The following is a 13,747-nucleotide window of genomic DNA, read 5'->3' on the forward strand; positions in this document are numbered from 1 at the left end:
GGTCATTATAGAGCATCCGCAGTGGTGATTGTGTGAATAAAGCCAACTCGCGTGGTAGTTAATTCTAGCCGGATCACAGTTATGCCGGTTTATTTGTGGCTGACACCTTGGCATCCTGTCATAACAAACTGGCTAAAATGTGGCATAGTGCTGTATCGACTTAATATTTGGAGAGATGACTCCGATGAAACGCCCAGACTACCGTACGCTACAAGCGCTGGACGCGGTGATCCGTGAACGCGGTTTTGAACGCGCTGCACAAAAACTTTGCATCACCCAATCGGCGGTATCTCAACGCATCAAGCAGTTAGAGAATCTGTTCGGACAACCGCTGCTGGTGCGCACCGTGCCACCACGGCCTACCGAACAAGGGCAGAAACTGCTCGCGTTACTGCATCAAGTTGAGTTACTGGAAGAAGAGTGGCTGGGCAATGATAATGGCGGAGATACACCACTGTTATTGTCGCTGGCAGTCAACGCCGACAGTTTGGCGACCTGGTTGCTACCGGCATTGAAACCGGTGCTGGCTGATTCCCCTATCCGGCTGAATTTACAAGTCGAGGATGAGACTCGAACTCAGGAACGGTTACGTCGCGGTGAGGTTGTGGGTGCTGTCAGTATCCAACCTCAACCGCTCCCCAGTTGTCTGGTTGATCAACTCGGTGCGCTGGATTACCTGTTTGTCGCCTCCAAACCTTTCGCTGAGCGTTATTTCCCTAATGGCGTAACCCGCTCGGCATTGTTGAAAGCGCCAGCGGTGGCGTTTGACCATCTGGATGATATGCATCAGGCGTTTTTACAGCAGAACTTTGATTTATCACCGGGCAGCGTGCCCTGCCATATTGTTAACTCTTCCGAAGCTTTTGTGCAGTTAGCACGACAAGGAACCACCTGCTGTATGATCCCGCATCTACAAATCGAGAAAGAGCTAGCTTCAGGCGAATTAATCAATCTGACGCCAGGATTACTGCAACGGCGAATGCTGTTCTGGCACCGGTTTGCACCGGAAAGCAGAACCATGAGAAAGGTGACTGACGCCCTATTGTCTTATGGGCGTCAGGTATTACGGCAGGATTGATTTATTTAGCGGTACTGGTCGCAGTTTGGAGTTCAAACACGACATCAACCTGATCATCAAAATGGATGGTCTGCTGTTCGTAAGTCTGTGCGGCATCGGTGGCTGGTGCCGCTTCAGCGCTTTTAAACATGCGTGCTACCGGCATAGGCTGGTAGTTAGCGACGTGGTAACGAATGCTGTAGACCGGCCCAAGTTTAACTTTGAATCCATCAGCCAATGATCCTGCCTGGCTAATGGCATTTTCAATGGCTTTTTTACGCGCCTGCTCACGGTATGTGTCCGGGTTTGCTACCCCGAGTTCCACCGCACGGATCTCGTTTAGACCAGACTTCAGCGCACCATCTAGCAGCTCATTCAACTTATCCAGTTGGCGTAATGTTACCTGAACCTGGCGCACGGCACGGTATCCCTTCAAGACCGCTTCACCGCTTTTCTGGTAATCGTATTCAGGTTGGGTACGAATATTGGCAGCATTGATATCTTTCTTTTCAATGCCACTTTTACGTAAGAAATCAAAGTATTGCGCGACCCTTGTATCCGCCTGTTTTTTGGCATCTGCCGCATCTTTGGCAGATACACTGACTTCAATAGCGATAGTGGCAATATCCGGTGTCGCATCAACACTGGCGGTACCGGAGGTGACAACATGCGGCCCTTCTGGCACTTCGGCTGCCTGAACTTGTAGCGCCAAAGGTAACGTCCCTAATCCCATCATTGCGGCCAAAGCCAATGTCTTCAACTTCACAGTGCCTCCTAAGATATACATGGCAAATTATTTATGACAACTCAGTCGACCTCAGCCAGATAACCAGTGAATTCAATCAGCGACAAATACATTTGCAGTTAATTACACTCACTCGAATCTCATTGGCAGCGTGATTAATTTGCTGTCGGTAACCGGATTAACACATCAACCGTAGCATATCTTATGAATCATGGGATTCGGATTAATGATAAAAACTCACAGATTTAGTGCTTGTTGCGCTAGCTGAAAAGCAATAAACCACATTACCCCTCCGACCAACAGATTAATCACCCGCTGCGACGTTGGGCGGTTAAGCCACGGTGATAACCACGCAGCCAATAGCGCGAGGGCAAAAAACCAGGCAATAGAGGCACTCACGGCCCCCAAAGCGAACCAAGGCCGGGAGTCGGGTAATAACTGGCTGCCAAGGCTACCGAGCACCACAAAGGTATCGAGATAGACATGCGGATTGAGCCAGGTTACCGCCAGTAGGGTTATAACTATTGGCCAACGCCCTTGTGCGCCGGTTGCGGCGGCAGATGAGGAGCCCCCTCCACGCCAGGCAGCCATCAATGCGCCCCAGCCGTACCACAGCAGGAAAGCCACTCCGCCCCATGTGACCAGTGCCAGTAGCAATGGCGAACGGCTCAGCAAGGCACTGCCGCCAAAGATCCCCGCACAAATCAAGATAATGTCACTCAGCGCACAAAGTGAGGCACTCATCAAATAGTGCTGACGCTTAATCCCCTGGTTCATCACAAAGGCATTTTGTGGTCCGAGGGGTAAAATCATCGCAGCACTGAGGGCGAAGCCCTGTAAATAGACAGCTAACATACTGTTACCTTTAAATAATACTCAAAACTGACCGAGAGAATTGGAGAGGAATTAGCAGCATATTACGGGGAGAGTAGCATCAGAGGAAATTGATATTTCTTATCAATAATAAGTAAAACTAATAATGGCTAAGCAAGAGGGGAAACAAGGATGGAAAAAGGAAAAAACGGGCCGATAACGACCCGATTTGACATGGCTATAGCCAAATTGTAAACAACACTACAGCTTCAAGTACCCAGGCTCTCAGGCTAATCTGCCTCAGTTTTGGCTACCTGATGCAAATGCACGTCCATCTGCGGGTAAGGAATGCCAATTTTGTTAGCATCCAACGCACGCTTGAAGTTTTCCATCAGATCCCAATACACATCCATCGCATCGCCATTGGTAGTCCAGACGCGCACCGTGAAGTTAAGGGAAGAGGCCGCCATCTCATTCAAACGCACGGTAACCCCTTTGTCATGCATGATACGTTTATCTGCGGCAATGATGTCACCCAGCACTTTCTTTACCACATCAATATCAGCATCATAGGCAACACCGATGACCATATCGGTACGGCGATTCGGTTCACGGCTGGTATTAATGATGTTATTAGCAATAATTTTGCCGTTGGGTACCACGATGATTTTGTCGTCGACCGTCCGTAGGGTCGTTGAGAAAATTTGCACCTGAACCACAGTACCTGCTACACCGCCCAGATCGACATACTCACCTGCCTTAAATGGACGGAAGGCTACCAGCAGCACACCGGCGGCAAAGTTCGATAGCGAGCCTTGTAGCGCCAAACCAACAGCTAAACCCGCGGCACCGATAACGGCAATCACCGAGGCGGTCTGCACTCCCAAACGTCCCAGCACCGCAACGATAGTGAAAGCCAGAATGCTGTAACGCGCCATTGCTGCCAGGAAGTCTGCGACGGTGACATCAATGCCACGTAACTTCATGACCCGACCAAGCATCCGTGACGCAATTTTGGCGATGATTGAACCGACAGTTAAGATAAGTAATGCTGCGACCAGATTAACCGCGTATTGAATCAGCAAATCTTGGTTATTCACCAACCAGGTACTCGCTTCATTGATACCATCAACTACGTTTAATTCTTCCATTTGAATCATCCTACAAAAAGCTCCCTGCGGGAGAGATTACGCAAAAAATCACCGCAAAATGCTGACGGCTACAACTGACAGCCTGTTTAGGGTAACTAACAATGAGCCTGTTGCCAATTTTGGCAGAGAAATTTACGCTGAAATATCAGACTACTCAGTCAATCAAGGCGGCGGAAATGAGGTTAGATTCGTTTTTTGCAAAGAAAAAAGGCCCCAAGGGGCCTTTTAAGTCGGTCAAAGCAGTATTGAATTACAGAACATCTTTGGCGTTCAGTTCTTCAAAAGCTTTTTCCAGACGAGCAACCATAGTCACCTGTGCAGCACGCAGCCACGCACGTGGGTCGTAGAATTTCTTGTTCGGCTTGTCAGCACCTTCTGGGTTACCCAGTTGGCCTTGCAGATAAGCTTCGTTCTTTTTGTAGTAGCCCAGAATACCTTCCCACGTTGCCCATTGGGTATCGGTGTCGATATTCATTTTAACTACGCCATAGCTAACCGCTTCTTTAATTTCAGCAGCAGTAGAACCTGAACCACCGTGGAATACGAAGTTCAAGCTGTTGTGCGGCAGATTGTGTTTCTTGGAAACATAATCCTGAGAATCACGCAGAATAGTTGGGGTCAGTTTCACGTTACCTGGTTTGTAAACACCGTGTACGTTACCGAAAGAGGCAGCGATGGTGAAACGTGGGCTGATAGCGTTCAGTTTTTCGTAAGCGTAATCAACATCTTGTGGCTGAGTATACAGAGAAGATGCGTCCATATGGCTGTTGTCCACGCCATCTTCTTCACCACCGGTGCAACCCAGTTCGATTTCCAGCGTCATACCCAGTTTCGCCATGCGAGTCAGGTATTTGCTACAAATTTCGATGTTTTCTTCCAGGGACTCTTCAGACAGGTCGATCATGTGAGAAGAGAACAGTGGTTTGCCGGTAGCCGCAAAGTGTTTCTCACCTGCGTCCAACAAGCCGTCTAACCATGGCAGCAATTTCTTGGCGCAATGGTCGGTGTGCAGAATAACAGGAACACCATAGTGTTCAGCCATCTGATGGACATGATGTGCACCAGAGATAGCGCCCAGGATTGCAGCACCCTGACCTTCTGCTTTAACGCCTTTACCTGCGATAAATGCTGCACCACCGTTAGAGAACTGAACGATAACTGGCGCACGCACTTTGGCTGCTGTTTCCAGCACTGCGTTAATAGAGTCGGTGCCGACACAGTTAACTGCTGGCAGAGCAAAGTTGTTCTCTTTGGCTACTGCGAACACTTTCTGAACGTCATCACCTGTGATGACACCTGGTTTTACGAAATCAAAAATTTTAGACATGTACGTTGTCCTGTTTCGTCGACTGAAGATAGCAGCTATCCGGTGAGGATAGGCCCTAAATGTAAATCGCCTATACCCGTCATACTTCAAACTGCATGTGCGTTGGCTGCCATCATTCACTCAAGTCATTGAGTTATCTCAACTCCTTGAGTTCATTTCGTTGCCGCCTTCCTGCAACTCGAATTATTTAGGGTATAAAGCCCGCGAGCTTCATTAGCTAAAAGCGAAACGGGCGGCTTTCGCCCCCCGTTATCTAAATTACTGCTTAGCGCGCTCTTCCAGCATCACCACCGCTGGCAGTTTTTTCCCTTCTACGAACTCAAGGAATGCACCGCCGCCGGTAGAAATGTAAGAGATTTGGTCAGCAATACCGAACAGATCGATTGCTGCCAGAGTGTCACCACCGCCCGCGATAGAGAATGCGTCGCTCTCAGCGATAGCGCGAGCGACTATCTCGGTCCCTTTACGGAAATTAGGGAACTCGAATACACCAACCGGGCCATTCCACAGAATGGTTTTGGCATTTTTCAGGATCTCAGCCAGACGTTGTGCAGACTCGTCGCCCAGATCAAGAATTTGTTCGTCATCTTTGATTTGGTTAGCTGGTTTCAGTGTCGCAACAGCAGTTTCAGAGAATTCGGTTGCCACACGCACATCGGTAGGAACCGGGATATCACAGGTTTCCAGCAGGCGCTTGGCTTCTGGAATCAGGTCTGCTTCGTACAGAGATTTACCGACATTGTTGCCTTGAGCTGCAACGAAGGTATTGGCGATACCACCACCAACAATCAGTTGATCGGCGATTTTAGACAGTGCGCCAAGCACGGTCAGTTTGGTTGATACTTTAGAACCACCCACAATGGCAACCATTGGGCGTGCTGGGTTACCCAGCGCTTTACCCAGTGCTTCCAGCTCTGCTGACAACAGCGGGCCGGCACAGGCGACAGGAGCAAATTTACCCACACCGTGAGTAGAAGCTTGTGCACGGTGAGCAGTACCAAACGCATCCATCACATAGACGTCACACAGTGCCGCATATTTCTTAGACAGCGTTTCGTCGTCTTTCTTCTCGCCTTTGTTAAAGCGAACGTTTTCCAGCACAACCAACTCGCCTGCTGCAATCTCAACGCCGTCCAGATAGTCTTTCGCCAGACGTACCGGAGAAGACAGTTTGTCTTTCAGGTAGTTAACTACTGGCAGCAAGGAAAACTCTTCATTGTACTCGCCTTCGGTCGGGCGACCCAAGTGAGAGGTAACCATTACTTTAGCGCCTTGCTTCAGTGCCGCTTCAATCGTCGGCAGAGATGCACGGATACGCGCATCAGACGTCACTTTGCCATCTTTTATCGGCACATTGAGGTCCGCACGGATCAGCACGCGAAGGCCTGCCAGACTCAGATCGGTCATCTTAATTACAGACATGGTGAATCCTCTTGTTGATTCTCTTTAAAGTTGCATAAGCTGCACATCAACGCAGTTATAACCGCAGTAAAACACGGAAAAACAAGACGTTAACATGCCATACTAGAAACCACTTCGGGCCATCGCCAATGTCGTATCCAACATTCTATTGGCGAAACCCCATTCGTTATCGCACCATACCAAGGTCTTAATCAGGTGCTGCCCACTGACCCGAGTCTGCGTGCAATCGACAATTGCACTGTGCGGATCATGGTTAAAATCGATCGACACCAAGGGTAATTCCGTATAGTCAACTATACCACGAAATGAACCTCTTGCTGCCTTTTGAAAAAGCTGGTTAACCTCAGCAACACCAACCGGGTTTGTCACGCTAACGCTTAAATCAATAGCGGTTACGTTGATGGTTGGCACCCGTACCGAGATAGCTTCAAACCTGTCACAAAACTTCGGAAAAATACGGGTAATCCCTGCCGCCAGTTTAGTGTCAACCGGGATAATTGACTGACTTGCTGCCCGGGTACGGCGTAAATCCTGATGATAAGCATCGATAACGGGTTGATCATTCATTGATGAATGAATGGTAGTCACAGTGCCAGACTCGATGCCATAAGCGATATCCAACAACTGAATAATAGGAATAATGCAGTTCGTAGTACAGGAAGCGTTGGAAACAATCCGGTGCTCCGCCAGTAAATCTTGATGGTTTACACCATAGACTACTGTTGCGTCTAAATCATTGCCGCCAGGATGGGCAAACAGTACCTTTTTGGCACCGGAGGCAATATGCGCCTCGCCATCGGCACGGCTGCCATACACGCCGCTACAATCCAGAACAACATCAATTCCTAACTCACCCCAAGGTAACTGCTCTATTTCTGGCTGATGTATCAGCCGGATAATATCGTCACCGACGTACAAATTGTCACATTCCTGACGAACATCCCAGGCAAACCGGCCATGGCTGGAGTCATACTTCAGTAAATGGGCCATCCCTTGTGCATTAGCCAACTCATTAATAGCAACTACTGAAATTTCTGCCCGGCGACCTGATTCATACAATGCGCGTAAAACGCTACGGCCAATACGGCCAAAGCCATTTATCGCTATGCGGATTGTCATGTTACTCCCTGTTTCTGGTTATTATCATGCAATCCCATAGCGTACTGCACCGTACCCTAAGATGTTAATCGTCTTATCACAATTGGGCCAGAATACTTCCGGCTTTTTCCTCAGCGAATTTTACTGAAACTGAAAATCAATCATGACTGAAACGCTTCAGCCAGAATAAACCAAACTAATCATAAAAGGAATATCTGCCTGATAAAGGGCACAATACATCCATCAATTGGCGAAAAAAAAGACCGCCGAAGCGGTCTTTTAACAGGTGTATTACCGGGATTGTCATCACCGTTTACACCCGATATACCCTTTGGGCTTGGAACTGCTGTAATGCTAGCGGCACCGCCAAGTTTTTTGGGCATATTTAATAGTAATGCAGTCTCTTATTTCAACAGCGCCTGAGCTTTCGCTACCACGTTTTCAACAGTGAAACCAAACTCTTTGAACAGCAACTCTGCTGGTGCAGATTCACCGAAGGTGGTCATACCAACCACCGCGCCATTCAGGCCAACGTATTTGTACCAGTAATCGGCAATACCGGCTTCAACGGCAACGCGCGCGCTAACCGCTGCTGGCAATACAGATTCACGGTAAGCGGCGTCTTGTTTGTCGAATGCATCAGTTGATGGCATAGAAACAACACGCACTTTGTGGCCTGCGGCGGTCAGCTGATCTGCTGCTGCCACTGCCAGTTCAACTTCAGAACCGGTAGCAATGAAGATCAGTTCAGGCTGGCCTGCACAATCTTTCAGTACATATGCGCCTTTAGCGATATTGGCTAACTGCTCAGCAGAGCGTGGCTGTTGTGCCAGATTCTGACGGGAGAAGATCAGTGCACTCGGGCCATCTTTGCGTTCCAGCGCATACTGCCATGCCACCGCAGACTCAACCTGGTCACAAGGACGCCAGGTGCTCATGTTTGGTGTTACACGCAGGCTGGCCATCTGCTCAACCGGCTGATGGGTTGGGCCATCTTCGCCCAGACCAATAGAGTCATGGGTGTAAACGAATATGCTGCGGATTTTCATCAGAGCAGCCATACGCACCGCGTTACGGGCATATTCCACAAACATCAGGAAGGTTGCGCCGTAAGGAATGAAACCACCGTGCAGAGCAATACCGTTCATGATGGCAGACATACCAAATTCACGTACACCGTAGTGAATGTAGTTACCCGCCAGATCATCGCTCAGTGATTTAGAACCAGACCAGATAGTCAGGTTACTTGGTGCCAGGTCAGCAGAGCCGCCCAAGAATTCAGGTAACACTTTACCGAAGGCTTCCAGCGCATTTTGTGATGCTTTGCGGCTGGCAATCTTGGCAGGATTAGCTTGCAATTGTTCGATGAAATTCTTGGATTCAGTCGCCCAGTTAGCAGGCAATTCACCGCTGACACGACGTTTGAATTCAGCAGCCAGTTCTGGATAAGCTTTGGCATAAGCTGCGAACTTCTCGTTCCAGGCAGCTTCTTTTGCCTGACCGGCTTCTTTAGCATCCCACTCAGCATAGATATTTTGTGGGATTTCAAATGCAGGGTATTTCCAACCCAATGCTTCACGGGTAGCAGCAACTTCATCAGCACCTAATGGTGCACCGTGTGAGTCATGCGTACCGGCCTTCTTCGGTGAGCCAAAACCGATAATGGTTTTGCACATCAGCAGTGAAGGTTTGTCGGTAACTTTGTGAGCTTCTTCGATAGCCGCTTTGATTGAATCAGCGTTATGGCCATCAACACCACGAACCACATGCCAGCCGTAAGCTTCGAAACGTGCCGCCGTGTCGTCAGTGAACCAACCTTCAACGTGACCATCGATAGAGATACCGTTGTCATCATAGAAAGCGGTCAGTTTGCCCAGCTTCATGGTGCCCGCCAGAGAGCAAACCTCGTGGGAGATACCTTCCATCATGCAGCCATCACCCATAAATGTGTAGGTGTGATGATCAACAACGTCATGGCTTGGGCGGTTAAACTGTGCGGCCAGCGTGCGTTCTGCAATGGCGAAACCAACCGCATTCGCAATGCCCTGACCCAGCGGGCCGGTGGTGGTTTCTACGCCAGCGGTATAGCCATATTCAGGGTGACCAGGCGTTTTAGAGTGTAACTGACGGAAGTTTTTCAGCTCTTCCATCGGCAAGTCATAGCCAGTGAGATGCAGCAAGCTATAGATCAACATGGAGCCGTGACCATTCGATAACACGAAACGGTCGCGATCAGCCCAGTGTGGATTGGTTGGGTTATGGTTCAAATAGTCACGCCACAAAACTTCGGCGATATCTGCCATACCCATAGGGGCGCCGGGGTGGCCGGAATTCGCTTTCTGCACTGCGTCCATGCTTAGTGCGCGGATCGCGTTGGCAAGCTCTTTACGAGAGGACATGTTTTACTCCAGGTCGGATTAAAAAAAAGCGTTCAAGTTTACCATTTTCTCAGACTCAGCATTGAAACGGCAATCACTAAAACTAAATGAGCTAAAACTTCCATATTTTCAGAATAAAGCTATAGCTGTAACGATTGAGTCGCGTTACCCTCGCTGCGTTTTTAGCCACACAATGAGTGTATTAACCACTCTGTCGGCTGGCAGTGTTCGTTTTTGCAAACAAACCGATATAAACCATACGTTGCCACGAATATTTCGGGCAAGACCTATTGCCGACAGAGTAGAACAACCGTCGTCGATTCAACAGCGATTAATGCAATAGTTAATAAGAATGCAACAGTGACTGTTGGCGAATAATGATGGATAGATAACGCAACTGATACGTTATCATCACGAAGAGAACGGTCCTCTCCAATAATAAAATGGCATAACCACAGGAAGAAAGTGTTATGAAAATTCGTACCTCAATGATTGCACTGAGCCTTACAGCACTGCTTAGCGGCTGCCAGAATATGAATACTGATGGCTTAATGCAGTCAGGCGCACAGGCATTTCAAGCGGCAACCTTGAATGATGCTGATGTAAAAATGCTCAGCGAAAAATCTTGCGCTGAAATGGATCAGAAAGCGCAGATAGCGCCAGCAGACAGTACCTATGCCAAACGGTTGGTGAAAATTTCAGCCGCATTAGGCGATAACATTAATGGTACGCCAGCTAACTATAAAGTGTATGTCACAAAGGATGTGAATGCCTGGGCCATGGCAAATGGTTGTATTCGTGTCTATAGCGGCCTGATGGACATGATGACCGACAATGAAGTGGAAGGTGTACTCGGTCATGAGATGGGCCATGTGGCATTGGGACATACCCGTAAAGCGATGCAAGTGGCCTATGGCACCACAGCCCTGCGCACCGCAGCCAGTTCCGCGGGCGGGATTGCCGGGCAGTTATCTCAGTCTCAATTAGCAGATATTGGTGAGAAGTTGGTTAACGCTCAATTTTCACAGAAACAAGAAAGCGAAGCGGATGATTACTCATTCGATTTGTTGAAAAAACGCGGTATCGATCCAAATGGTTTAGTCACTAGCTTTGAAAAATTGGCAACCATGGAAGCAGGCCGTACCAGCAGCATGTTTGACGATCATCCATCTTCACAAGCGCGGGCTGATCATATTCGCCAACGTATTGCTGCTGAGAAGTAAATCCCGTCAATTATCACTGTATAACGCCCGTGATTTGGCGGGCGTTAGTCTCTTATTACTAAATATTACCCGCCACTACCTACGTCCAGATTTACCTCAATCTGATCACCTTTAATGCGCACTGGATAGGTTGCTAAATCCCTATCGCCTGGCTCACGCAAGCACTGGCCGGTCCGCACATCAAATAGTGCACCGTGCAGTGGGCATTCAACGGTTTCTCCATCCATAAAACCCTGACTTAGCAACGCATTAGCGTGAGGGCAAATATCCTGCATCGCGAAATACTCACCATCGATGACATAGACGCCAATCCTTTTATCATCAATCTGCGCTGAGAAAGGAAAATCGGGCTTAACGTAATTTACCTTACAAACACTGACCCATCCCATTCAAGCACCTCTCAGCTAAGCATCATAAATGACCAATATTAGTGTGGTTGATATTTGGACAATCACCAGTGACAGGGGCAAACAAAAAGGGCAAACCTGAGTTTGCCCTTAAATAGAGAGATTTATTCCGTTGAGATAGAAGCCGTTAGCCGTTACTCATCTTCGAGATAAGTATAACCGTACAGTCCTGCTTCGAACTCTTCCATAAACTGCGCCTGCAACTCGGTATCCAGATCAGTTTCTTTCACCTGATCACGGAATTGGTTCAACAATTTCTCTGGGTTCAACTGAACATATTCCAGCATATCTGCGACGGTATCACCTTCGTCAGTCTGCTCAACTTCAACCGTGCCGTCTGGGAATACATACACATCAACCGCGGCAGTATCGCCAAACAAGTTATGCATATTGCCCAGAATCTCTTGATAGGCACCAACCATAAAGAAGCCCAACAATGGCGGGTTTTCTGCATCATATGGCGGCATCGGCATGGTGGTTGCTACCCCATCACCGTCGATATAATGGTCGATGGTACCGTCTGAGTCACAAGTAATATCCAGCAATACCGCACGGCGCTCTGGTGGTTTATCTAGCCCTTCCAGTGGCAAAACTGGGAATAGCTGATCGATACCCCAGGCATCCGGCATAGATTGGAACAGCGAGAAATTCACGTACAGCTTGTCAGCCATACGTTCTTGCAGCTCATCAATAATTGGCCGGTGTGCACGGTTGCTTGGGTCCAGTTGCTTCTGGATATCATTGCAGATACTCAGATACATCTGTTCTGCCCAAGCGCGTTGTGTCAGATCCAATATACCGTGGGCATATTGGCTATGCACATCATGTAAGTCCATTTGACTGTCGTGTAGCCATTCGCGCAGAGAGCGGCGGTTTTCCGGCTCTTGCATTTCCAGCCAGGTATCCCACAGGCTTATCAGCGCACGAGGTGCATCTTCTTCCGGTGGCTGTGGCTCATTAAATTCATTGCGTTCTACGCCGATCACATTGGAAACCAGCACGGTATGGTGCGCGGTGACTGCGCGGCCCGATTCCGTAATCACGGTAGGATGCGGCAGGCCATGTTCATTACAAGCATCACCGATCCCCCAGATAACGTTGTTGGCATATTCATTCAGGCCATAGTTTACTGAGCAATCGGACTGAGAACGCGTCCCTTCGTAATCCACCCCCAAACCACCACCCACATCGAAGCACTGGATATTGACACCCAGCTTGTGTAATTCCACATAGAAACGTGCGGACTCACGAACCCCGGTGGAGATATCACGGATGTTGGATAGCTGAGATCCCAAATGGAAATGCAGTAATTGCAGGCTTTCGAGACTATTGGCGTCACGCAGCATATCAACCAATTGCAGCACTTGGGTGGCAGACAAACCAAATTTGGATTTCTCACCACCGCTGGCCTGCCATTTACCGGAACCTTGTGATGCAAGGCGCGCACGAACACCCAGGCGCGGAACCACATTCAAGCGTTCGGCTTCTTCCAATACCATTTTGATTTCTGACATCTTTTCGATGACCAGATAAACCTTATGGCCCAGTTTTTCGCCGATTAATGCCAGACGAATATATTCGCGATCTTTATAACCGTTACAAACGATGACCGAACGGGTCATACCTGCATGGGCCAAAACCGCCATCATTTCAGCTTTAGAGCCAGCTTCCAGTCCCAACGGCTCACCAGAATTGACTAAAGACTCAATAACCCGGCGATGCTGGTTTACTTTAATCGGGTAAACCAGGAAGTAGTCGCCTTCATAGCCAAATGACTCACGCGCACGTTTAAATGCACCGTTAATTGAGCGTAGGCGATGTTGTAAAATTTGTGGGAAACAGAATAGTGCAGGCAGACGTTGCCCCTGCTCAAGCTGCATTCCTTTGACCAGTTGCGCCAGATCGACACGCGCCTCACGAACATCGGGATCAGGGCAAACGCTGATATGACCCAACTCGTTGACGTCATAATAGTTGCCACCCCAATAGGCGACGTTATACGTGCTCAGCATCTTGCTGGCATTACGGTCATTCATGGCAACCTCCTGCATAGAGCGTAAAGAAACATGTGCGCCCGCAGCTACCGGACGGCCAATCAAGTTATCATCAGACATAATTCGCCTCTA

Annotated in this window: 11 protein-coding genes; 2 read left to right on the forward strand and 9 right to left on the reverse strand. The window is 48.7% G+C overall.

Annotation, left to right across the window (positions count from 1 at the left end; all coding sequences use genetic code 11):
* The first annotated feature begins 184 nt into the window (after window positions 1-184).
* Complete coding sequence (locus V1956_RS21555) at window positions 185-1,078, forward strand: LysR family transcriptional regulator ArgP (protein WP_005163344.1); 894 nt, start codon at window positions 185-187, stop codon at window positions 1,076-1,078.
* 1 nt (window position 1,079) lies between these two features.
* On the opposite strand, the gene V1956_RS21560 is transcribed toward V1956_RS21555, so the two are convergent.
* The 7 genes from V1956_RS21560 to tkt all read right to left on the reverse strand — a co-directional run bounded on the left by V1956_RS21560 (window position 1,080) and on the right by tkt (window position 10,012).
* Complete coding sequence (locus V1956_RS21560; protein WP_083162731.1) at window positions 1,080-1,823, reverse strand: oxidative stress defense protein; 744 nt, start codon at window positions 1,821-1,823, stop codon at window positions 1,080-1,082.
* A gap of 216 nt (window positions 1,824-2,039) precedes the next feature.
* On the reverse strand, window positions 2,040-2,657 hold the full coding sequence (gene argO / locus V1956_RS21565) for an arginine exporter ArgO (RefSeq protein ID WP_442825650.1): 618 nt from the start codon (window positions 2,655-2,657) through the stop codon (window positions 2,040-2,042).
* Between the two features lie 248 nt (window positions 2,658-2,905).
* The gene (gene mscS, locus V1956_RS21570; RefSeq protein WP_083162727.1) at window positions 2,906-3,766 is read right to left on the reverse strand and encodes a small-conductance mechanosensitive channel MscS; all 861 of its coding nucleotides are present in this window, start codon (window positions 3,764-3,766) and stop codon (window positions 2,906-2,908) included.
* Between the two features lie 250 nt (window positions 3,767-4,016).
* A complete protein-coding gene (fbaA, locus tag V1956_RS21575; protein WP_005192802.1) occupies window positions 4,017-5,093 on the reverse strand; it encodes a class II fructose-bisphosphate aldolase in 1,077 nt (358 codons plus the stop codon).
* A gap of 258 nt (window positions 5,094-5,351) precedes the next feature.
* Window positions 5,352-6,515 carry a phosphoglycerate kinase gene (pgk, locus tag V1956_RS21580; RefSeq protein ID WP_372560644.1) on the reverse strand — a complete coding sequence of 388 codons (1,164 nt, stop codon included), beginning with the start codon at window positions 6,513-6,515 and terminating at the stop codon, window positions 5,352-5,354.
* A 102-nt stretch (window positions 6,516-6,617) separates the two neighbouring features.
* Entirely contained in the window at window positions 6,618-7,634 is a 1,017-nt protein-coding gene (gene epd / locus V1956_RS21585) for an erythrose-4-phosphate dehydrogenase (protein WP_420070942.1), read from the reverse strand.
* Between the two features lie 383 nt (window positions 7,635-8,017).
* Window positions 8,018-10,012 carry a transketolase gene (gene tkt, locus V1956_RS21590; RefSeq protein WP_372560642.1) on the reverse strand — a complete coding sequence of 665 codons (1,995 nt, stop codon included), beginning with the start codon at window positions 10,010-10,012 and terminating at the stop codon, window positions 8,018-8,020.
* 449 nt (window positions 10,013-10,461) lie between these two features.
* Between tkt and V1956_RS21595 the strand changes: the two genes are divergently transcribed.
* Complete coding sequence (locus V1956_RS21595) at window positions 10,462-11,214, forward strand: M48 family metallopeptidase (protein ID WP_372560641.1); 753 nt, start codon at window positions 10,462-10,464, stop codon at window positions 11,212-11,214.
* 65 nt (window positions 11,215-11,279) lie between these two features.
* On the opposite strand, the gene V1956_RS21600 is transcribed toward V1956_RS21595, so the two are convergent.
* Window positions 11,280-11,603 (reverse strand): non-heme iron oxygenase ferredoxin subunit, encoded by a 324-nt coding sequence (locus V1956_RS21600; RefSeq protein ID WP_420070941.1) that lies wholly within the window; start codon window positions 11,601-11,603, stop codon window positions 11,280-11,282.
* 152 nt (window positions 11,604-11,755) lie between these two features.
* A complete protein-coding gene (speA, locus tag V1956_RS21605) occupies window positions 11,756-13,735 on the reverse strand; it encodes a biosynthetic arginine decarboxylase (protein WP_372560639.1) in 1,980 nt (659 codons plus the stop codon).
* Window positions 13,736-13,747 lie beyond the last annotated feature (12 nt).

This window comes from Yersinia sp. 2540 StPb PI (assembly GCF_052217165.1).
Lineage (GTDB): Bacteria > Pseudomonadota > Gammaproteobacteria > Enterobacterales > Enterobacteriaceae > Yersinia > Yersinia enterocolitica_E.